This is a genomic window from Gilliamella sp. CG13, from assembly GCF_046635805.1.
GTDB classification, from domain to species: domain Bacteria; phylum Pseudomonadota; class Gammaproteobacteria; order Enterobacterales; family Orbaceae; genus Gilliamella; species Gilliamella apicola_I.
Map to the genome: position 1 here is coordinate 682,499 of NZ_JBIDFM010000001.1, position 21,197 is coordinate 703,695.

At 35.1% G+C, this 21,197-nt stretch carries 15 protein-coding genes and 4 tRNA genes; 12 read left to right on the plus strand and 7 right to left on the minus strand.

Translation table 11 applies throughout. From position 1 onward, the window contains the following. Nucleotides 1-154: 154 nt before the first annotated feature. The 3 genes from ACGH6R_RS03100 to ACGH6R_RS03110 all read right to left on the minus strand — a co-directional run bounded on the left by ACGH6R_RS03100 (nt 155) and on the right by ACGH6R_RS03110 (nt 435). A tRNA-Lys gene (locus ACGH6R_RS03100) sits at nt 155-230 on the minus strand. A gap of 18 nt (nt 231-248) precedes the next feature. Further along, a tRNA-Val gene (locus tag ACGH6R_RS03105) sits at nt 249-324 on the minus strand. A gap of 35 nt (nt 325-359) precedes the next feature. After that, nucleotides 360-435, minus strand: a tRNA-Val gene (locus ACGH6R_RS03110). Between the two features lie 205 nt (nt 436-640). Between ACGH6R_RS03110 and ACGH6R_RS03115 the strand changes: the two genes are divergently transcribed. The 6 genes from ACGH6R_RS03115 to tusA all read left to right on the plus strand — a co-directional run bounded on the left by ACGH6R_RS03115 (nt 641) and on the right by tusA (nt 4,914). Then, nucleotides 641-1,585 (plus strand): PilN domain-containing protein, encoded by a 945-nt coding sequence (locus ACGH6R_RS03115; RefSeq protein ID WP_411598877.1) that lies wholly within the window; start codon nt 641-643, stop codon nt 1,583-1,585. Further along, nucleotides 1,575-2,048: a hypothetical protein gene (locus ACGH6R_RS03120; protein WP_411598878.1), complete on the plus strand. Its 474-nt coding sequence runs from the start codon at nt 1,575-1,577 to the stop codon at nt 2,046-2,048. Before ACGH6R_RS03115 ends, ACGH6R_RS03120 begins: the two co-directional genes overlap by 11 nt. Further along, nucleotides 2,045-2,416 carry a hypothetical protein gene (locus ACGH6R_RS03125; protein WP_267351261.1) on the plus strand — a complete coding sequence of 124 codons (372 nt, stop codon included), beginning with the start codon at nt 2,045-2,047 and terminating at the stop codon, nt 2,414-2,416. Before ACGH6R_RS03120 ends, ACGH6R_RS03125 begins: the two co-directional genes overlap by 4 nt. A 17-nt stretch (nt 2,417-2,433) precedes the next feature. Beyond that, the gene (locus ACGH6R_RS03130; protein ID WP_411598879.1) at nt 2,434-3,729 is read left to right on the plus strand and encodes a secretin N-terminal domain-containing protein; all 1,296 of its coding nucleotides are present in this window, start codon (nt 2,434-2,436) and stop codon (nt 3,727-3,729) included. Nucleotides 3,730-3,850: 121 nt separating this feature from the next. Next, complete coding sequence (locus ACGH6R_RS03135) at nt 3,851-4,666, plus strand: Cof-type HAD-IIB family hydrolase (RefSeq protein WP_267351257.1); 816 nt, start codon at nt 3,851-3,853, stop codon at nt 4,664-4,666. 8 nt (nt 4,667-4,674) lie between these two features. Further along, nucleotides 4,675-4,914: a sulfurtransferase TusA gene (tusA, locus tag ACGH6R_RS03140; protein WP_411597448.1), complete on the plus strand. Its 240-nt coding sequence runs from the start codon at nt 4,675-4,677 to the stop codon at nt 4,912-4,914. A gap of 37 nt (nt 4,915-4,951) precedes the next feature. Here the strand turns inward: tusA and ACGH6R_RS03145 are convergent, their stop codons facing one another. Then, entirely contained in the window at nt 4,952-5,356 is a 405-nt protein-coding gene (locus ACGH6R_RS03145; RefSeq protein WP_267351253.1) for a protein YgfX, read from the minus strand. 413 nt (nt 5,357-5,769) lie between these two features. Between ACGH6R_RS03145 and ACGH6R_RS03150 the strand changes: the two genes are divergently transcribed. From ACGH6R_RS03150 to ACGH6R_RS03165, 4 genes are all read left to right on the plus strand, one after another. Further along, nucleotides 5,770-8,313 (plus strand): penicillin-binding protein 1A, encoded by a 2,544-nt coding sequence (locus tag ACGH6R_RS03150; protein WP_411598965.1) that lies wholly within the window; start codon nt 5,770-5,772, stop codon nt 8,311-8,313. A 13-nt stretch (nt 8,314-8,326) separates the two neighbouring features. Continuing rightward, nucleotides 8,327-8,890, plus strand: a complete 564-nt coding sequence (rsmD, locus tag ACGH6R_RS03155; protein ID WP_267351251.1) for a 16S rRNA (guanine(966)-N(2))-methyltransferase RsmD — start codon at nt 8,327-8,329, stop codon at nt 8,888-8,890. Then, a complete protein-coding gene (locus ACGH6R_RS03160) occupies nt 8,890-9,147 on the plus strand; it encodes a DUF1145 domain-containing protein (RefSeq protein WP_267351250.1) in 258 nt (85 codons plus the stop codon). The genes rsmD and ACGH6R_RS03160 overlap by 1 nt, the downstream gene beginning before the upstream one ends. 72 nt (nt 9,148-9,219) lie before the next feature. After that, nucleotides 9,220-9,295 (plus strand) — tRNA-Gly (locus ACGH6R_RS03165). Nucleotides 9,296-9,564: 269 nt separating this feature from the next. Here ACGH6R_RS03165 and ACGH6R_RS03170 read toward each other — a convergent pair. Genes ACGH6R_RS03170 through ACGH6R_RS03180 form a run of 3 tightly spaced genes read right to left on the minus strand, consistent with a single transcriptional unit; the run spans nt 9,565 to nt 13,445 of the window. After that, nucleotides 9,565-10,920 (minus strand): hypothetical protein, encoded by a 1,356-nt coding sequence (locus ACGH6R_RS03170; RefSeq protein WP_411598880.1) that lies wholly within the window; start codon nt 10,918-10,920, stop codon nt 9,565-9,567. A gap of 3 nt (nt 10,921-10,923) precedes the next feature. Then, nucleotides 10,924-12,294 carry a DUF6384 family protein gene (locus tag ACGH6R_RS03175; RefSeq protein WP_411598881.1) on the minus strand — a complete coding sequence of 457 codons (1,371 nt, stop codon included), beginning with the start codon at nt 12,292-12,294 and terminating at the stop codon, nt 10,924-10,926. After that, nucleotides 12,294-13,445: a hypothetical protein gene (locus ACGH6R_RS03180; protein WP_267360493.1), complete on the minus strand. Its 1,152-nt coding sequence runs from the start codon at nt 13,443-13,445 to the stop codon at nt 12,294-12,296. Before ACGH6R_RS03180 ends, ACGH6R_RS03175 begins: the two co-directional genes overlap by 1 nt. Nucleotides 13,446-14,175: 730 nt before the next feature. On the opposite strand from ACGH6R_RS03180, the gene ACGH6R_RS03185 reads away from it, so the two are divergent. After that, entirely contained in the window at nt 14,176-19,350 is a 5,175-nt protein-coding gene (locus ACGH6R_RS03185) for an autotransporter outer membrane beta-barrel domain-containing protein (protein ID WP_411598882.1), read from the plus strand. A 351-nt stretch (nt 19,351-19,701) separates the two neighbouring features. Next, complete coding sequence (sstT, locus tag ACGH6R_RS03190; protein ID WP_267351241.1) at nt 19,702-20,952, plus strand: serine/threonine transporter SstT; 1,251 nt, start codon at nt 19,702-19,704, stop codon at nt 20,950-20,952. Nucleotides 20,953-21,197 lie beyond the last annotated feature (245 nt).

A 21,197-nucleotide genomic window follows, 5' to 3' on the forward strand; every position in this document is an offset into this window, starting at 1 on the left:
TTATTCGGCACATCGTGTGCCTCACCCCTTCGGGGGCCAACACTTCGTGTTGTTCAAATTCGTTCCAGACGAATTTGTCGAACGCTTGCGTTCTCATCGCTTAGGTTTACTTAAATTTATCTTGTTAATTATGTTGAAAAACGAGGAAAGAAAGTGGTGGGTCGTGAGCGATTCGAACGCTCGACAAACGGATTAAAAGTCCGCTGCTCTACCGACTGAGCTAACAACCCATAGAAAATTACTAAAAGTGGTGGGTGATACCGGGTTCGAACCAGTGACCCCCTCCTTGTAAGGGAGGTGCTCTCCCAACTGAGCTAATCACCCCAAATGTTTTATTGCTAAAACGTCACGGTAAAGATTGGTGGGTGATACCGGGTTCGAACCAGTGACCCCCTCCTTGTAAGGGAGGTGCTCTCCCAACTGAGCTAATCACCCTTACCGTGTGGATGTGCATTATAAGGCACGTCTTATTTCAGTCAACCTTTTTTTTCATAATTTCGCAAAATTAACTTTGTTCGATTTAATTTTAATCTTATTTTGCGTAATACTTCGCAAAAATCCCTTTTTTTCATTTTTATTTAATCAATCCTTATTATGCTTGGTCATAAGGTAATTTAAAATCATAAGTACACAATCGATCATGTTTATCCGAAAATGTCGTATTAAAATATATATTGAACCCCAATGGTTACGGTATCAAATTATCTATTTGGTTAACACTCAAACAGCAAAACAAAATGAGACTACCGTTAACTACCCTTATCAAAACTTGAGTGATGTTGAACAACTGATTCTTGAGCTGAAGAACCGTATTCCAACACAATCGGTTTTTGAACTTTATCTTAATGAAAATGATTTCCAAACCAAACAACTCAAACTTCCACCACTTAATTTAGCCTTAGGCGAACTAGCTTTATATGTTGAAGCATCGATTTATCAATTATTTGAACTCACCGCTACAAACGTTTGTTATGATTTTATTTATTCTGCTGGCAAACCTTATCTTAATGTAACAATATGTAAACGTGATTATGTCAATGAGTGGCTGGATTTATTTAAAAAACACAATTTAAGATTACACTGTATTGGTGGAGTAATTAATGAAGAGATAATCAATTTTTTACCCTGGCGACAAGAAAAACAGAAAAGGCAGAAATTTTCGTTACTTGTTACTATGGTGTGCATAATGGGTATTGCTTGCTGTTCTATGGGTTATTCATGGCATCAAACGCAACTTAAACTCAGTCATTACACCCTATTAAATGTCGAACAACAACATAACGAAAAACGGTTAACTCAACAATTAGCAACTTTTATTCCTAAGCTGTCGGTTAGCCAACAACAAATTTATCACGTTTTAACACTACTTTCAGAACAATTACCACCTGTTATATGGTTAGAATCATTTCATTATCAACCGCAACAAGTGATGATTTCTGGTTATAGCTTTCGTCATATTGAGATTATCAATTTTAATCAAACGTTATTACGGCAGGATAACATCATAAAAAGTCAGATTCATGACATAACCAGACAAGAACACAATTTGTCATTTAAAATGGAAATCACATTTAATGAAGAGTGATTTTTTTAATCGCCCACTTTGGCAGCAATATACTATCGGTTTTGTTACTATCATCACAATGATCATCATTAGCTATCTATTTTTTATTGAAGATATTGCTAATCAAGCCAAACAGCAATTTAAACAGCATCAAATTCAGAGTGAAAAAATAAAACAGCTACAAACCCAAATTGACCGATATCAAACCCAAATGAATAGATCATTCGTTTTACTTTCAGAAAAAGATTTGGCTCATGCGATTACACAAAACCAGTTAACTTTACATACATTCAGATACTATCGAACGGATAACAAAACGATGTGGGATATTGAGCTCTATGGACAATTTACTAATTTTCTAAACTTATTATCGACCTTTAACCACAATAGCTATTATCTTGATTTATCTAATTTTAGGATTCTTCGACAAAATACTTATCTAATCATATCGTTTACATTATCTTTCGATAAGGAAACAACATGAATCATTATTTATTCTCTAGCTTAATTTTTATCATGATGATTTGCTTTAATGCTGATGCAAATCACCGTTTGGCACGCGATCCATTCAATCTGACTGATTTGATATCGTGTACCGAACAAACTAACCAATTATTAGCACAGATACAAAGCTGGCAACTTAGCGGAATCATACAATCACAGCACAATAATTATTATCAAATCTGGTTAACGTCAACACAGCAATGGTTAGCAATAATCAATAGTGAGATTCCTCCAATGTTATTGCCTTGGCAAATCAAAACGCTTACGAATGATAACGTTGTTTGGCAAGCAAATCTGGCTCAATATTGTCAAGATAGTATTGTCTGGATGATGCCATTAAACAAGTGATATGAGGGAATTAACGTATGGCTAACATCCGATATCTTTTATTAAAACACCTCAAAAAATGGCAAATTATTAGCACTGTTTTATTCCTTGCTCAAGTCAATACTAGTTTAGCAACTAACAATCAATTATCTAAAATAAACCATTCGGAACTTATCACGTTAAATTTTAATCAAACTGATATTGGTATTATTTTGCAAGCATTAGCTGACAGTAAACAACTTAATTTGATTATGACTGAAGACATAGCACAAAAACAGACTATTAAGCTTCGAAATGTCGATTGGCATAAAGCTTTAATGATTATAATCAATAGCGCTAACTTACAAGCTAAAATTGAGGACAATATCTTATTTATTTCAAAAGCGGAAGATCCCGACCAGATTAATCAAAAACAACGATTAGATAAATTATCACTTGAACAGCGTTTACCCTTAGATACTTTACCTATACGTATTGAGCATGCCGATCTGAACACATTATTGGATATCATCCATAAGCAAGCGCTATTGTCAGAACGTGGTAAAGTGATTGTTGATAAACGGACTAACTCGCTAATCATCACTGATATTCCCCCTAAATTGACAGCGATTAAAAGTCTTATCACATTGTTGGACAAAGCAATACCACAAGTCCATATTGCCGCTCATATTGTCAATATGAGTGATGAAAGTATGTCAGAACTGGGGATTAAATGGGGTTATGTGGGGCAGCCTTCGCAGTTAATCAATAAGTTCGATGTAAAATTGGGCGCTGCCAGTTCAACGGCTAATCTGGGCTTTAATCTTGCGAAAATGTCTGGCAGTTTACTCAATTTAGAGTTATCTGCACTACAGGCGGAAAATCAACTTGAAATTATTGCCAGTCCTAACTTACTGACCGCCAATCAAAATATGGCTTCAATTAAACAAGGCACTGAAATTCCTTACGAAGTATCGAGCGGTAGCAGTGGCTCGACTTCCATTGAGTTCAAACAAGCCGTTTTAGGATTAGAAGTGACGCCTAAAATCATTGGAGAGGAGAAGATGATTTTAGATCTCCATATCACTCAAAACACCGCTGGGCAAGCGATTAAACGCAGTGATGGCGGTGAAGCCCTCGCTATAGATACGCAAGAAATCAAAACCCAAGTCAAGGTAAAAAGTGGCGAAACAATTGTACTTGGCGGTATTTTTCATCAAATAAATAGCAAAAACGATCATAATGTACCTTATGTTAGCCAAGTCCCTATTATCGGTAGTTTATTTAAGTACAAAAATAAAAAGCAACAAAAGCGAGAATTAGTCATTTTTATTACACCGCAATTAGTTGAGTAAATGTGTACAGAGTTGTATCATACCCTATATTTTATATTTTTACTTTGAGGTCAATAAAGGATTCAAAGTATTGTTTTTTAGATCATTGTGATTTTCACTTTTTACACTAGTAGAGAATATTATGTTTCATGTTGTCGCTTCGGATTTAGATGGCACCTTATTAACGCCTGAACACAGTCTTTCACCTTATACCAAACAAGTTTTGCAAGCATTACGTCAAAAAGGCATTCATTTTATTTTTGCTACAGGGCGACATCATATTGATGTTGCGCAAATGCGTGAAAATATGGAAATTGATGCATTTATGATAACGTCAAATGGCGCCCGAGTTCATGATAGTCATGGAAACTTAATTTTTAGCCAAAATGTCGAACCGACGCTCGCCAGTCAAATCGCCCAAGAGTGCACTGACGATCCATTAGTGTTTACCCACATTTACCGAGGTGATCAGTGGTTAATTAACAAAGAAGATGCCTATTCTCTTAGCTTTCATCAAGAAAGCCGCTTTACTTATGAGTTTTTTAATCCTTTTGACTTTGAAACAGATGACATTGCTAAAATCTATTTCACAACAAGTGATGATGCCCTTCATCCACATTTAGTCAAATTAAAAAATCGGCTTGATGAAAAGTATGGTGATCAAGTCAGTATTGCCTTTTCATCATTAAATTGCCTTGAAATTATGGGCGCTAATGTTTCCAAAGGCAGTGCGTTAAAAAAAGTGGTCGATAAATTAGGATTAGCATTAAACGATAGTATTGCATTCGGTGATGGCATGAATGATTATGAAATGTTAAAAATGGTTGGAAAAGGGTGTATAATGCAAAACGCCACACCAGATTTACGACAAAAATTACCTGAATTAGAAGTGATTGGTTCAAATGCTGATGATGCCGTACCGCATTATCTTGATAAACTTTTTTCAATTAATCCCTAACCAAATTATTGATAAAAATGAAAGCAGACAAAGAACTTAACACAATTGGATTACGCTGTCCTGAACCCATAATGATGGTTCGCAAAACGATGAGAGAGCTTGCTGTTGGGCAAGTTCTTCTTGTGATTGCTGATGATTTGGCAACAACTCGTGATATTCCCAGCTTTTGCCGGCATATGGATCATGAACTATTAAGTTCACAAATTGAATGCCCACCTTTCTATTACTGGATAAAAAAAACGCATTAAATGCAGGTCAACATGTCGCTAAAGATAGATATGTTTATCAATTAAAATCAAGTTGATATAGATAATATCGAAGTGTTCGCCAATCGCGAGTTGTCAAATTATCGCTCATCAAAAAAAGGGTACAGTGTTGCCCTGTTCGCCTTGATTTCAAATTCAAAAATAGACTATAACGAAGTATTAAGGGTTTTCGCATTAAATGCCAACGCTGATTGTGCCAATAAATCTGATTGATGTGATGAAATAAAGCTAATTCACCAGTTATTGTTTGAAAATAGCTAAGACTGCGCCACCACTCAACTATCAATAAAATGATCACCACAAATGTATAGGCGTTAAATGAGGTATCGGCAAATAAAAAGAGGCTAGCCATTATTAACAATAAATAAAAACTTGATGAAATGATGATTTGCAAGTAAGATTGCTTAAGTTTTGTACTCCACATAATGATCACCCAAAAATAATAACGTCTAACTTTCTCATACTTTGCTAGAAATATTTTAGAATTTATCAATAATTGTGAAACAACACGCACATAGAATCGTATACGATAAATCGTTATTTATTTAATATGGTTAACTTCAAAATTACGATAGATACACTAAAATCAAATTTTTAAGGTGCAATTGAAAGATGATTGAATGATTTTTAGAAAGAGTATTTTATTGTGTTGTTCGATTAAATTGAGTGCTAAGTATTGAAAACGAACAAAGGGACTTATCACTTTTTGTTTTATGCAATTTACTATAATTAGTATATACTCATCGACCTAAAAAAAGTTAAAAACCTTACAGGAAATAGAGTTTTTTTAATTATTTCCAAATTTACCTTAAATCAATTAGGTAGGAATGATTAGTGATGTTAGTTAGAGTAATAAAGTTTTTTCTCAAATTTTTTGCTGGTTGCTTACTGTGTGGCTTAGTCATCGGTATAGCTGGTTACGCCTATTATTCAAAGGATCTACCAGATGTTGCTACACTAAAAGATGTGCAATTACAAACACCGTTACAAGTACTCAGTAAAGATGGTGAGTTAATTGCTATTTTTGGTGAACGTCGACGTACGCCTCTTAAATATGATGAAATACCTAAAACGGTTATTAATGCGGTTATTGCCACCGAAGATTCCCGATTTTATGAACACTTTGGTATCGATCCAATCGGAATTATTCGCGCAATGTATATTGGATTAAAACAAAAAGGATTTTCACAAGGTGGAAGTACTATTACTCAACAAGTTGCTAAAAACTTCTTTTTAACTTCTGAAAAAAGTATTTCTCGAAAAGTAAAAGAAATGATCTTAGCGATCCGCATGGAAAAAGAGCTGTCCAAAGATGAGATCATGGCACTTTACTTAAACATGATTAACTTTGGTTCACGAGCTTATGGTGTTGCCGCAGCTTCCTATACTTTTTTTGGTAAAACACCTGATCAATTAACTTTAGATGAAGCCGCTTTATTGGCTGGTCTTCCGAATGCGCCTTCTGCATATAATCCAATTTCGCATCCTAATAAAGCATTAACAAGACGTAACTGGGTATTGGGACGAATGTTAGATCAATCCTACATTACGCAAGCGGAATATAATGAAGCCATAAAAAAACCTTTAAATGTCAGTTACCATTCTCCACAGATCGCCTTTTCTGCTCCTTATATTGCTGAAATGGCACGGCAATTTATGTTTGAAAAATTTGGCGAAAAAGCCTATACCGACGGTTATAAAGTTTATACCACTATCTCAAAACAAGACCAAATTGCCGCAACAGAATCAATACAAAAATCGATCATTGATTACGACAAACGACATGGTTATCGTGGTGCTAATAAAATTTTATGGAAAGAAAATGAAACCGCTTGGGATGACGCAAAAATCCTCGAAACATTAAATAAATACACCTGTTATAGTGGAATCTGCCCAGCCGTTGTGCTGAAGTCTACGGATAAACAAGCATCAATTGTTTTAACTGATAATAGTCATGTTGAGATTTTGTTCGATGGCATGAAATGGGCAAGACCATTCATCAATGATAATAAACAAGGCGCTTATCCACATAAAGTATCAGATGTGCTAAAAGTAGGTCAGCTTATCTGGGTGAGAAAAGTTAACGACTTATGGGAACTGTCTCAGCTACCCACTGTCAATGCGGCATTGGTTTCATTGGATTCTGAAAATGGTGCGATAAAAGCGATTGTCGGTGGTTTTGATTTCAATCTCAGTAAATTTAACCGTGCGACGCAAGCACTTCGTCAATTAGGCTCTAACATAAAGCCATTTATCTATACTGCAACGTTAGAACATGGCTTAACAATGGCAACACTCCTTAATGATGCACCGATTGTTCGAACAACAGGCAGCACGACCTGGAAACCCAAAAACTCACCACCGCAATACGCAGGTCCTTTACGTCTACGCATTGGTTTAGGTATGTCTAAAAATGTCATGATGGTACGAGCCTTACGTGCAGTTGGAATCGACTATGCAGCCACTTATTTAGAACGATTTGGCTTTCCTAAAGAAAATATTTCGCATAACGAATCGCTTGCTTTAGGTTCTGCATCATTTACGCCTTTACAAGTAGCAAGAGCGTATTCTGTTATCGTTAATGGCGGCTATTTGATTACCCCTTACCTAATTGAAAAGATTGAATACACAAGTGACAAAAGTATTATCTATCAACATCAACCTGTTATCGCTTGTCACGACTGTCAAGATGATCTCATTATTACTGACTCAACACCTCAAACTAATAACGATGTGGAAAATGCTACCAATGAATCTGGCAGTGAAGAGCCTGAACAAGCGAATCTCAAAGCGGATGATAATATCATTATTCCTGACATTGAAATTAATCATGAAAATAATAATAAGCCTATCACACCAATTTATGCACCACATACATTAAGTAGTGATATTGCCTTCATTATGAAAGATGGGTTACGTTCAACGGTATTTGGAGGTTCAGATTGGCAAGGAACAGCATGGCGTGTTAAAGCTTTAGGTCGACGAGATGTAGGCGGTAAAACGGGGACAACCAATGCATCTAAAGATGTTTGGTTTTCTGGATTTGGTGCCAATATTGTCACAACTGTATGGATGGGTTTTGACGATCATCGTCGTGAATTAGGAAAAACCTTCCGCGCTGAAGGCGGGGCCAATACGGCCAATCCAATATGGGTTGACTATATGAAAGAAGCTTTAAAAGATGTGCCTGTTGTTACAGATGTTCAACCGGAAAACGTAATTAGTGTTACAATCGACCAAAAAACAGGATTATTACCACAATCTGGTGCAAACACCATGACAGAATATTTTATTAAAGGCACTGAGCCTACCCGTTATGCAACTAAAGAAGTCGGTACCGAAACAACAGATTCGGACGGTAACATTTCTGAACTATTCTAATTGAGGTATGATAATGAATGGTTCAATCAGAATAATTGGCGGAAAATGGCGAGGACGTAAATTAGCTGTACTTGACAAGCAAGGGTTGCGTCCGACCACAGATCGCATTAAAGAAACACTGTTTAACTGGCTAATGCCAGTTATTCATGACAGCACCTGTCTGGATTGTTTTTCAGGTAGTGGTTCATTGGGATTCGAAGCCGCTTCACGCGGGGCTAAAAGCGTGACGTTACTTGAAAAAGACAAGCAAGTCGCGAGCCAACTCAACAAAAATAAACAGCTCATAGCAAGTCATGCTATCGATATCTACCATACAGACACTTTAAATTGGTTGAATAAACCCGCCCAAAAAAAGTTTGATATCGTGTTCATCGATCCCCCCTTTCATCAAGGTTTAGTTGCCGATACGGTAAACTACCTTGAGAAAAATAACTGGCTAAACGCCTCATGCTACCTCTACATTGAGACAGAAATCGATCACAATGTATTGAGTTACATTCCGAATAACTGGCATTTACATCGCGAAAAAACCGCCGGTCAAGTTCATAGTTATCTATTTATACGAGAAGAAATTTGATGTTCATATTATTTGGTAAGATTTTTTATTCTATAGTTTGGCTATTTTTATTCGTCAATTTAATCCACCCCTACCCAACACCAGCCAATGTTGTTGCCTATGTAGGTTTACTCATTTTTACGCTTTTGCACGGTTTACAAGCTTGGATTCTTTACTCAACGATGACCAATCAAGAAAAGCGAGAGGATAAATTTAAACCACTTAGACTATTTATTTTTGGTTTTTTTGAATCACTTAGCTGGAAATATAAAAAATAGTTAAAAAAAAATCTTGCGACCTCAAAAATTTTTTGTATAATGCTCACCACTTCTTACGAAGAATTCCAAAAAGCGGGAATAGCTCAGTTGGTAGAGCGCAACCTTGCCAAGGTTGAGGTCGCGAGTTCGAACCTCGTTTCCCGCTCCAATTTCATCCTTATAAAAACTCTATACATACCCGTTTGTTATATTATTTAATTGTGTTAATAATTATTACCCATTATATTGTCTGTGTAATTCCCTTTTGATAATCGTAGATGTTTTACTTATTAGTAAAGTGAAATGTACTTTGTCTTTTCTCAAAAGACAAACAAAAATAAAGCAAAATAAAAACTCAATTTATTTTGCCCTATATATCGTCGTATGCCTGCAATGCCAAGCGTTTGCTTTACTAATATTATTTTGTTTGCTAAACAACTAAAAACTATTTGTTGTTTTAAAACCACCTCCACCAGATGAGGAACTCGATCTAAATCCACTACTTCTTGAAGAAGAACTCCTTGACGAAGAACGGCTAGAAGATGAACTACTTACTGACCAACCTGAAGAATGCGTTTCTTGTCTGACTACTCTATAGGCTAACAGTGTTTGAATGATGCTTTCAGGAAAAACACGACTATTGAATAAGTTATTCAATAAATCATCAAGTTTTGATGATGATAGATTAAATTCATAAAGAGAACTCGGAATATTATTTTCTTTAAATATATAAAGTGCTTGTTCAAAGCGATGATAAGTATTCTCCAGTTCTCTAATCGTTTTTAGTAACGTGATAAGATAGGCTTCCGTATCCTTAATTTGTTGGTTTAGCTCTAAAATTCTTTCTAACAAAGCATCATCTTCTTTCGATTGAGTCTGCAAAGTTAAATCCGTTAACTTATTAAAAGTTTGTTCTTGGAACAATTTAGCAAGTTGATTTGAAATTGTCCTAAACTGAAAACTTTCGCCTTTTCGAACTTCTTCTAAGGTATTTTCAGTCTCCAGTTTTTGTTTTTTATAATCTGCTAAATCTTGCTCAGTTTGAGCTAATTCCATTTTTGTCTCGGGTAATTTTAAGCTTTTTTCAACTTCATATTCTTTTTGTTCTTTCTGTTTCGAAATTTGTTCGTAGACGTTTTTTTTATTTTCAAAACGCAATTTAGACTCTTTTATTAACGCCTCAAGTATTATCTGATTTTTGTAGTTTTCAGAAAAATTGACAAATCTGGCTACCCAAGCATCTAACTTACGAAATATCCCAAAAGCTTTATAATTACTTTCGCCAAATCGGCGATTAACCAAATAGTTGTAATAACGATTCTTATGATATTGTGCTAATTTGGTTAAAAATTCTTGTTTAGATGCATTATAGTTTTTTGTTTCGTTGGTTAACGCTAATTTAGCTTCGTTATAATGATTAAAAATCGAGACATAATCAGCATCACTTTCAAGTTGCATAATCTTCTTTGTTGTTAGCTCATCTAATCGCAACAGCACTTCTGCCATTTTTTGATTATAGTCTTCAATGACATGATCTAATTGACCCGATTTATCTTCTAAATTACGGCATAACTCTTGTAATTGTCGGATGAACTTTTGAATCTGAACATCATCATTTTTAGGCGATTCTAATAAATAAATCGTTGCTATCTTCTGATATTTTTCGACCTGTTCATTTTTCATATCCACAATTTTTTGACGAGAATCTTGCAACTCTTTTTTCGCTTTTGTTAATGAAACATTTACACCCGAAAGTTTATCCTCAATATTTCTTTCAATCTTTTTAGGTTGCATTTTTTACCACTCCAAAATCCGTCCTGACTTAACCGAATTTGGGCAAATAAACATTAAACGTCCTTTCGGTTTATTGCATAATTGGTTATTATCAATATGCCCATCATCAATTTTATCTGCTCTGACACTATTATAGGCTTTTTCAGTTACCTGTTGACCAAACATATCCACAAATTCTGTTTCGCCCGTTTCAATACTTTTTACCCATAACGAAGTGGTATCTCCATTAGGCAATGTTGGAGTAACAATAATGTACCAAGATTTTCCATTCGTGTTTTCATGTGTCCGCTCAACACCCGATTTATAATACGGGTTATCAACAATCGTTAACGTCAAATTAGTTTGAGCAAGCTTAAGATAATAAGCTATCATTTTTTGATAGTTTTCTACATTATCAAAACTGAGATTTTTTAAATCTGCTTGTAACACATCTTGTAATGCAAGCACAGGCCCCATATCCGAATCAGGCACATTAAGTGCTAAAAATTGATTATTATCAGCTTGGATTTTATTTGCTATCGCCTTTGCCCTATCGATAGAATTGTAGAGCATTTCAATTTGACTAAAATCGACAACCTGTTGTCCTTGATTCAGATTGTCAATAACTGAATCAACCGCATGTTGTAATACAGGATACTGCTTACTTTCCTTGATAAATTGGTCACTTTTAATTAATTCTGCTAATCGTCTATCATCTTCAAGCAATGTATTTAATGTTTTCATTTGCAAACGTATTTCAGATAATTTATCACTTACGGTAAGACTGGCTTGCTTAAATTTATTATATGTTTCTTGTTCACTTTCGGTAATAAAAGAACCAGCAACCGTTGGTTTAACCAACGTCGGAATTAAATCTTGATTAAGCAGACTTGCAATAGAAGCTTTTAATTTTTTGGCGGGAATCTGTGCATAATGAATAGGATAATTATCAATTTTGGTAAACTGATTTTTTAACTCAGTTAAGGTGTTTTTAGACATTAAAATCTGACTATAATAGTTATCGATGTTGGCTTTGATATCTTTTGTCACACTTAATTTACTGTAAACCACTATGACAGATAAAAACAAAATAACACCGACAACTATTGATATCGCCTTTCTTTTAATATAACAGCGTACCAACAAATGCTGAAACCAAGAACGCTTAGGAGCATTAAAACGTAACCGATGATCAAACCATCGATTAATGCCTTCTTCAATGATTTGATTATCGACAATTTGCCCTTTAGCTTGATAGTAGGATTTAATACTTTCTTTTAAATTACTCCGTAATTTATCGCGATCCAAATGCTCAAGTAACAGTTGCTGTTTTTGGTAAAGCTCATCAATTATTGCCATTGCACCTAATTGATCACTCAGTTTAATATCCTGCATCAACCCTCAACCTTCAAAATGATATTATTAAAGCGTTGTTTTCCTTCTTCAACAATCCGATCTATTTCTTTGGCGTTATCAATCGACTCATTTCTGAGTTCTGCAATTAATTGTTGGCTTGATTCTTGGTAATTTACAATTGATTCGACCAAAGCTCGCAATGAATCCGCTTTAATGGTTGAGCCATAACCTGCTTTTAAACCTTCTTCTAGTTGTTTATTACCAGAAGTCGCAATGCTTTCAATACCTTTACTCATACCTTCTTTCATTGCCTCTAAGGTTTTCGTACTTTCACTTAATCCTGTTAATGAAGTAATTGAAGCACTTAAAGCAGTAAATACAATTTCGTTGGTTGAAAAAAAGCTAACACTTTGTTGATAAACACGTTCTTTCACAGAAGTGGTTTGCTGTAATCGGGCAAAGACTGCTTCGGCAGAATTATAAGAAACAGTTAAATTATTGGCGAGATCTAACACAATTTGATAACGACTATCTTCTTGTTGAACATTACGTAATGCTTCATCTCGTAAAAGTTCTAGACGAGCACGTGCGACAGGATCATCAACATTAAAATTATCAACTTCAGCAATAGCCTCTGTTAATTTTTGTTTGCAGTCATCAAGGCGAGCAGTAGCAATTTGCAATACTTCTTGCGCAACAATTTGAGCTTGTTTTAAGCCAAAACGGAAATCTTGATAAGCATTTAAAATAACATGTTCACGTTGAACCTGATTGCCAGTTTCTTTCGAAACCTCTAAATAGGTTTTCTTAATCAAGTTAAATCGATCTGGAATAGAACCGCGTTGAAAGGTCATCCAACCCATTTTGATTTTTTCGATAAAATCTAATTTACCGTCATCTAGCCAACCCAACATTTTTTCCATATCCGTACGAATACTGTCAAAATGGCTGACAATTTTGGTATAGCGATCTGAAACGTGTACACCGTCTATTTGCTCCCGAACCACTTCATTAAATGCACTTTGCTGTTGAAGTGTTCGCGCAATGGCAATAATACGATTTTTATCAATTTCAGCAATATTATCTAATAGTTTTAAAATCGGCGCATCGGCTTGAGGTTTAATCATAATTCCGATTTTATTTAACAATTGTACAGCTCTATCTACATATGAAACAACCTGACTAGACATCCTTTTTATTCCTTTAACCATTTTATCTTTAATATTAATCGCTTAAGCGAGCTGATTGAATTATATCTTAATAAAAAACTAATCACAATTTGAGATTAGTTTTAATTAAAGGTTAATAATTCAAATTTAATAATAAAAACGCACCCCCCGTTTTTGGCATAATATTCCCAATATATTTCAACAATATGAGCAAAGATGTAATTTCTGTTTTGACATATCGCCATTTTGAGAATGGGAGTAATTGGCTATCGCTGACAATAAGGTTGCAGTTAATTTTTTTATAAAAAAATGACTAAGAAAATGGATTCAATCTATTGGATAAAAAAATAAACTATTTAAATGAATATCAAAAGTAAACAATTTAACTCATCATGATTGCTTATTTTTTGATTGCCAATTTTATTGCTATATGGTAAAAAAAGCTTAGTTACTTCTTTTTTAGTTTTATTTTTTTAAGTAAAAAAACAAACAAATTACAATTTTACACTTTCCCATTTTTAGTAATATAAACTGTTTTCATATTTAGCATTAACAATATTCTGTTGCTAGTCAAAAAAATCGTTTCCAATTATTAGTTATATAAGTAGGTATATGTTCAAAAAATTAAGCTCTACTTTGTTTTTTAACATAATTGCCAGATTCACGTAATGAGTTCTCAGCTGTCATTTTCAACTATTTGCTCTGTCGATTCAGAGTTCTGTTTAATCGTTAATATAAATGAGAGATTACCATGAATAAAATATATAAGTTGGTATGGAATGCACAGCGTCAAGCTTTTATCGTAACTTCAGAAAAAGCACAATCTAAGAGTAAATTATTTTTCACCAATTTACTGTCAATAACAACATTAACGTTAGCCTCGATTTCCATAAGCTATGCACAATGTATTGATAATCTTTCAGACAGTAATACGAATTGCCAGCAGCAGAGTGATCAACAACCATACGACAATCATCAAGTTAGCCAGCAAACTCCAAAATATTTTCAATATCCTTACTCAATAACTAACTTAAACAATTCGGTGGAAATCACACTGCCAAATCATATTGAATCGAATGACGATGGTTATGATTACTCAAGTAGTTCTGATGTCGATAATTTAACTGTGAATCAGCCAGCGGGTGAAATCATTGGCGGTAAATATGGCATTAACATCAATCATAATGGTAAAGGCTCTACAAATCTTACCATTTCTGGCAGTGTTATTGGAAAGACAAATGCGGGGATACAAGTCACACATGCAATTGATGCCCAAGATTTAAATATTACAGAATTAGTTGGTGCTAATATTCATGGACAAGAATTTGGTATCCAGGCAATAAATAACGGGCGTGGGGTAACAACAATTACCACCTCAGAATCCGTGATCGCTGATAAGGGGATTGCTATTAATGTGGAAAATAACGTTGATACTAAAGGTTTAAATATCACGCAATCGGCTGGCGTCATTCATGGTATATTAGCGATTAGAGCTATGCATAATGGTAAAGGTTCATTGAACATCTCAACATCGGGAGAAGTCATTTCTGACTCAGGAGATGGAGTCTACGGAATCAACAATTCAAACGCAAGTGATATTACTATTGGTCAATATGGCGGTTCAATCAAAGGTGCTCTAAATGGGATTTTTGCTAATAATGCAGGCAACGGTTCAACTACAATCACAACGGCTGGAAACATAACAGCACAAACACAATATGGCATATTCGCTCATAATGATTACAATACTCATGATTTAACAGTTACCCAGTCTAATGGACATATCACTAGTCAATCCCACGGTATGAAATTGGAAAACTATGGTAATGGTTCAACAGTCGTAACCACGTCAGGGGATATTATTAGTCAGGAAGGAGATGGGATATTAATCGATAATTTAAACAATACCAAAAAACTTACATTTAACCAATTAAAAGGCAGTATAACTGGCTATCATCAAGGTATTAATTTAATCCACACTGGTAATGATGCTATGTCAATTACAGCCAATGGGGATATTATTGGTCAACAATCAAATGGTATAGCCGCTTTTGGCGCTGCAAATACTCAAGAATTAACTATCAATCAATTGAAAGGCAATATTATTGGTTACACTATTGGTATTTTTGCTCAAAATCGCGGCACAAATTCAACACTGATAACCACTTCTGGTAACGTAACAGGACAAAATTTAAGCGGAATATCTGTTCAGAATGATACTAATACGCATGATATCACCATAAACCAAGCATCCGGTACAATCCATGGGAATTTAAATGGGATTGAAACTTTCAATATGGGTAATGGCACAACGCTAATTACAACTGCAGGTGAAATAACCTCAAGCTCATCAAGTGGTATCCATTCGATAAATTATAACAATGCGAAAGATATTAATTTGATTCAGTCACTTGGAAACATTTCTGGAAAAAACTATGGTGTTTATCTTGATAATAACGGTAATGGTTCAAGCTCTATCACTGTAGCTGGCAACGTTACTGGCGGTAGTAAAGATGGTTTATTTGTTAATAATCATACTAATACTAAAAATCTAACCGCTAAACAATCTTCGGGTATGATTCAAGGAAAAGAGAATGGTATCAATTATAACAATTCTGGTAATGGCTCAACCTATATAACAACTTCAGGCAGTGTAAGTGGTGAAGAAAATGATGGTATATATGCAATTAACGATATTCATACACATGATTTGAATGTTATGCAAACGAAAGGTAGCATTAATGGATATCTAAATGGAATCAATATACAAAATAAAGGCAGTGGCTCAACATCAATAATTTCATCGGGTGATGTGGTTGGTAGCCAAAAAAATGGTATTCATGCATTAAATGATCAATCAAGTACTAACTTCGTTGTTTCGCAAACATCGGGATTGATTAAAGGGTTAATTTATGGCGTTTACATTGAAAATAATGGAACAGGATCAACATCAATTAATACATCTGGAGATATTGTTGGCGGTCAAGAAGACGGCCTTTATGCAGTAGGAAATGATAATACACAAGAAATAAAAATTGGTCAATTAGACGGCAATATCACAGGATCAAATCATGGCATTAATATTTTAAATAATGGTCAAAATTCCAGTACCATTACCACATTAGGTAAGGTTAATGGATTAGAAGGTCATGGTATTAATGCTATCAATAATTCTCATGCTAAAGATCTGACCGTGATTCAATCATCTGGCGAAATTAATGGTAAATTAAATGGCATTAAAATGCTCAACAATGGAACACGTTCAACCCTAGTCAGTATAGCCAGTAACGTTACCGGTAACTCGCTTGATGGAGTAGAAGTTATAGGACAGTCTTCAACCAATAATTTGATATTTGGACAGATAAAAAACAGTGAAATTAAGGGATATATTAACGGCGTTAATTTATTAAATAATGGACAAGGTTCAACAGGATTAAAAGTGGCAGGGAAAATAAATAGCCAAACCCGAGATGCTGTCCTTGTGGTTAATGATACCAACACGAACAATCTTTCGTTTAAACAAGAGAAAGAAGGCAATATAGAAGGCGCTTTAAATGGTGTTTACCTCACCAATCAGGGACGTGGATTTACGCACATTGTTAATGAAGGTTCAATTCTTTCTAATGGTGGTAATGGTATTTTCGTGGTAAATAAAAATTTGACACAAAGCCTCAAAATTGAATCGTCTGGTAATATTAAAAGTTTTGATAATGGTATTAATGCCTTAAATGAAGGAAAAGGCTTTACTTCATTATTATCTTCATCAAATATTACAGCTAATATGGGTTCAGGAATTCTTTTAATTAATGGAGGAACAGCAACCGATATGACCATTAATCAATTAAATGGTGTAATCTCGGGTTTTGATAGTGGTATTAAAGCGATAAATAATGGTACAGGCTTCACGCAAATTGATATATCGGGCAAAGTGATTAGCCAAGATAATGTATCTGGGAATGGTATTTATACTTCAGGTAAAGAAAACGCGAAAACCTATATTAATCTTAATCAAGGTGCTGATGTTTCATCAGCAAATAATATAGCGATAAGAAATGAATCAACCGATTCCATCGTCTCACTAAATAATGGTTCTAAAGTAAGTGGAGAAATCAGATTAGGTTCGGGCAATGATACCTTGATCATGAATCAAGGTGCCGATATTTCTGCACTTACTATCATTGATGGTAGCGAGAAAAAAAATCAAATCAGACGCGCATCTGAACTTGATACGCTCATACTGAATTTACATCTTACAGGTTCTTCAACCTCTGATGGTGCCATTAATAATGTTGCTATTTATAATTGGGAAGATATCACACTTAAAAATACAGGTAGATTAACATTAACCGGTGATCTTAACACCAACAAGCTAACGCTTGAATCTGGTGCTGTAGTTGACCTGCACCCTTCTCTTCATCAAGTTAAAGTTAATGGTAACGTCTACAATGGTGGAACAATCACTTTAAGCAACACTTTTGCCGGCGATAACATGACAATAAGTGGTGATTACATAGGTAATAATGGTAAATTAATACTCGACACCGTTGTTCAAGACAGTGATAGTCCAACAGATAAATTGATTGTAAACGGTAACACATCGGGCAATACATTTATCAGCATCAATAATATTAATGGATTAGGTGCGGATACAGGTAATACCAATGGCATTGAAGTCGTTCATGTTGATGGTACGAGCACGAATGATGCATTTAGCATTGAAAATCAACATATCGATGTGGGTGCTTACGAATATATCCTATATAAAGGCGATATTAATAAACAAAATAATAATTGGTATTTACGATCATTTTTGATTAAAGATCCAGAGCAACCAATCAATCCGGACAACCCAACCAACCCCGAAAATCCGACTAATCCAACTAATCCGGATAACCCGAACAATCCAGATAACCATACAGAACCTACCGACCCGATTATCGACCCTGACCCGCAAGATCCTAATGTAACCCCTGGAACAATAACATACCGAAAAGAAGTCCCAATGTTTGCTGCCATTCCCGCCCTATTACGTCGAGCTGATAATATTATGCAAGGCAATATGCACCAACGTATCGGCAATACGCCATTTTTAGATTCACCGATGACTTGGGGCCGATTCATTAATAAACGGATCAATTTACAACAGAGCGGTATAGCTAACGCGCATAGCAAAGGGAATTATACAGGCTTACAGTTAGGTAGTGATATTTTGCAGAATAAAGAATGGCGTATGGGGGCTTATTTTGGTTATTTGCGTGGAGATTTAAGTGTTGATGGCTTTGCGAGTGGCAAAAATGGTCGAGTGGGAAGTAACAAAATCGATTCATACTTTTTAGGTGCATATGGTACCTATATGCAAGACAATGGCACATATGTGGATATTGTTTTACAAGGTGCGCATTATCATACCGATGTAAAACCGAATGGAAATAAAAACAGCAAACAAAAAGGATACGGTTTCAGTGCATCGATCGAAACAGGCAAACCCTTTAACTTATCGGATAGTGGCTGGAAGTTAGAACCACAAGCTCAAATCATTCACCAATGGTTAAATTTGGATGATAGTCATGTGAGTGGAAACACTAAAATTAAACAAAGTCATATCAATAAATGGTTATTCCGTGTTGGTGGTCGATTTGAAGGTCTATTCCAAACCGAAACCGGTATTTTACGTCCCTATGCAAGGGCGAATTTATTCTATTCACCTAATGGTGCCGATCGTATTAACTTTGCCAGCCAGAGTGCATCAACAAAATTCAGTAATGGCGCAAAATACCTCAGCTCAGAAATTGCACTCGGTGGCAGTTATGAATTAAACAATCAAATGAGTATTTACACTGAAGTTGGGCATACGTGGACTAATGGCGGAAAAGCGAGAGTTAAAGCGCCATTCAGTAGTTCAATAGGTATTAAAGCCAACTGGTAATATTACTGAGCATCCTAATTTAAAAACAGATAAAACCGATAACATTGTTGCTATCGGTTTTATCTTGAAATTTGTTTACTACTTTTATAATTTAGCCTCAATCATTCATCCAATCACGCTTACAAATCGATAAAAACTAAAAATACATTTTTAGACTTTGTGATATTAATTATCATCTTCTAGCAACGATTTAAATCGCTTTCACATCACTGCGTAATTAATCTTAATAATTATCTCAAACGCTATATAAAAAAACATTATGATAATGATTATTTTCTATAAAGATACTAATGAATTATGGTACTGTTTCGGCTTGTTATACAGATTTTGTTTCAAAATAGGAAAACAATTATGAGTCAATCATCCAATCCATTAGTTCGTTTCTATCTGAAAGTGGGATTAATACCACAGATACTATTAGGATTAATTTTAGGCATTATTTTGGCTGCCGTCTCAAAAGAAACCGCCTTAGATATGTCTTTGATTGGAGAACTATTTATCAATGCGCTTAAATCCGTTGCGCCAATATTAGTTTTGATTCTCGTTATTGCCTCAATTGCCAATCACCAACAAGGCAAGCAAGCAAACATGAAACCCTTAATTGCACTTTATTTGACTGGAATGATGTTAGCAGCATTATTAGCCACGGTTGCCAGCTTTCTATTTCCATCGCAAATCTCATTTGGTGATACACTTGAAAATTTAACCTTTACTCCACCTAATGGCATTTCTGCGGTATTAAAAACTTTATTAGAAAAGATGATCGATAATCCAGTTAGTGCCCTTATCAACGCCAACTATATTGGCTTAATTATATGGGGTGTGGGCATTGGTTTAGCCTTAAGGCACTCAAGTGAAACAACCAAAACCATGATGAGCGATTTATCTTATGCTATCTCATTTATTGTGAGAATTATCATCCGTTTTGCGCCCTTAGGTGTATTTGGACTTGTAGCATCAACACTGGCAAAAACAGGCTTTGGCGAATTATTAAAATATGCGCATTTACTGATTGTATTAGTTGCTTGTATGCTAATTGTTGCATTAGTGATTAATCCCCTACTCGCATTTCTGGTTATGCGTAAAAACCCTTATCCATTAGTATTTACATCTTTAAAAGAAAGTGCGATCCCCGCCTTTTTTACCCGTAGCTCTGCCGCCAATATTCCTGTTAATATTGAAATTTGTAAAAAATATAAAATGGATGAAGATACCTATTCGGTTGCTGTGCCACTTGGTGCTGCGATTAATATGTCTGGGGCGGCAATCACCATAACCGTTTTGACACTTGCCACTGTCAACTCAATGCCAGCAAGTGCTAATATCCATGTCGATATCTACTCCGCACTTTTACTCTGTATTATTACTTCTATATGTGCTTGTGGTGCATCAGGTATTGCCGGTGGCTCACTGCTTCTTATTCCGGTTGCCTGTAGTATGTTTGGCATACCGAATGAAATTTCAGCAAATGTAATTGGTATTGGCATTGCAATAGGTGTCATTCAAGACTCCGTTGAAACCGCATTAAATTCCTCCAGCGATGTGGTGTTTATCGGTGCTGTATCATCAGCAGCGCAAAAGAAACAATCGGCATTAAATTAACATCTTATTTTTTAATGAAGGATTATTTAAACAATCAGTTAATCAAACAAAATACTTCACTGCTTAAATACCTCCCAAAAGCATGATAATCTAACCATTATCATGCGAAGCGTTGAAAGTCACATTTTAACAATGTTATGTGACACCATTCATAATGGTGTCTATAACCCACATGCACAATAAGATTGCTTTTATTAAAACGACTCATTATTATGAGAATCTTTTTAACAATTTGACAACCTCCT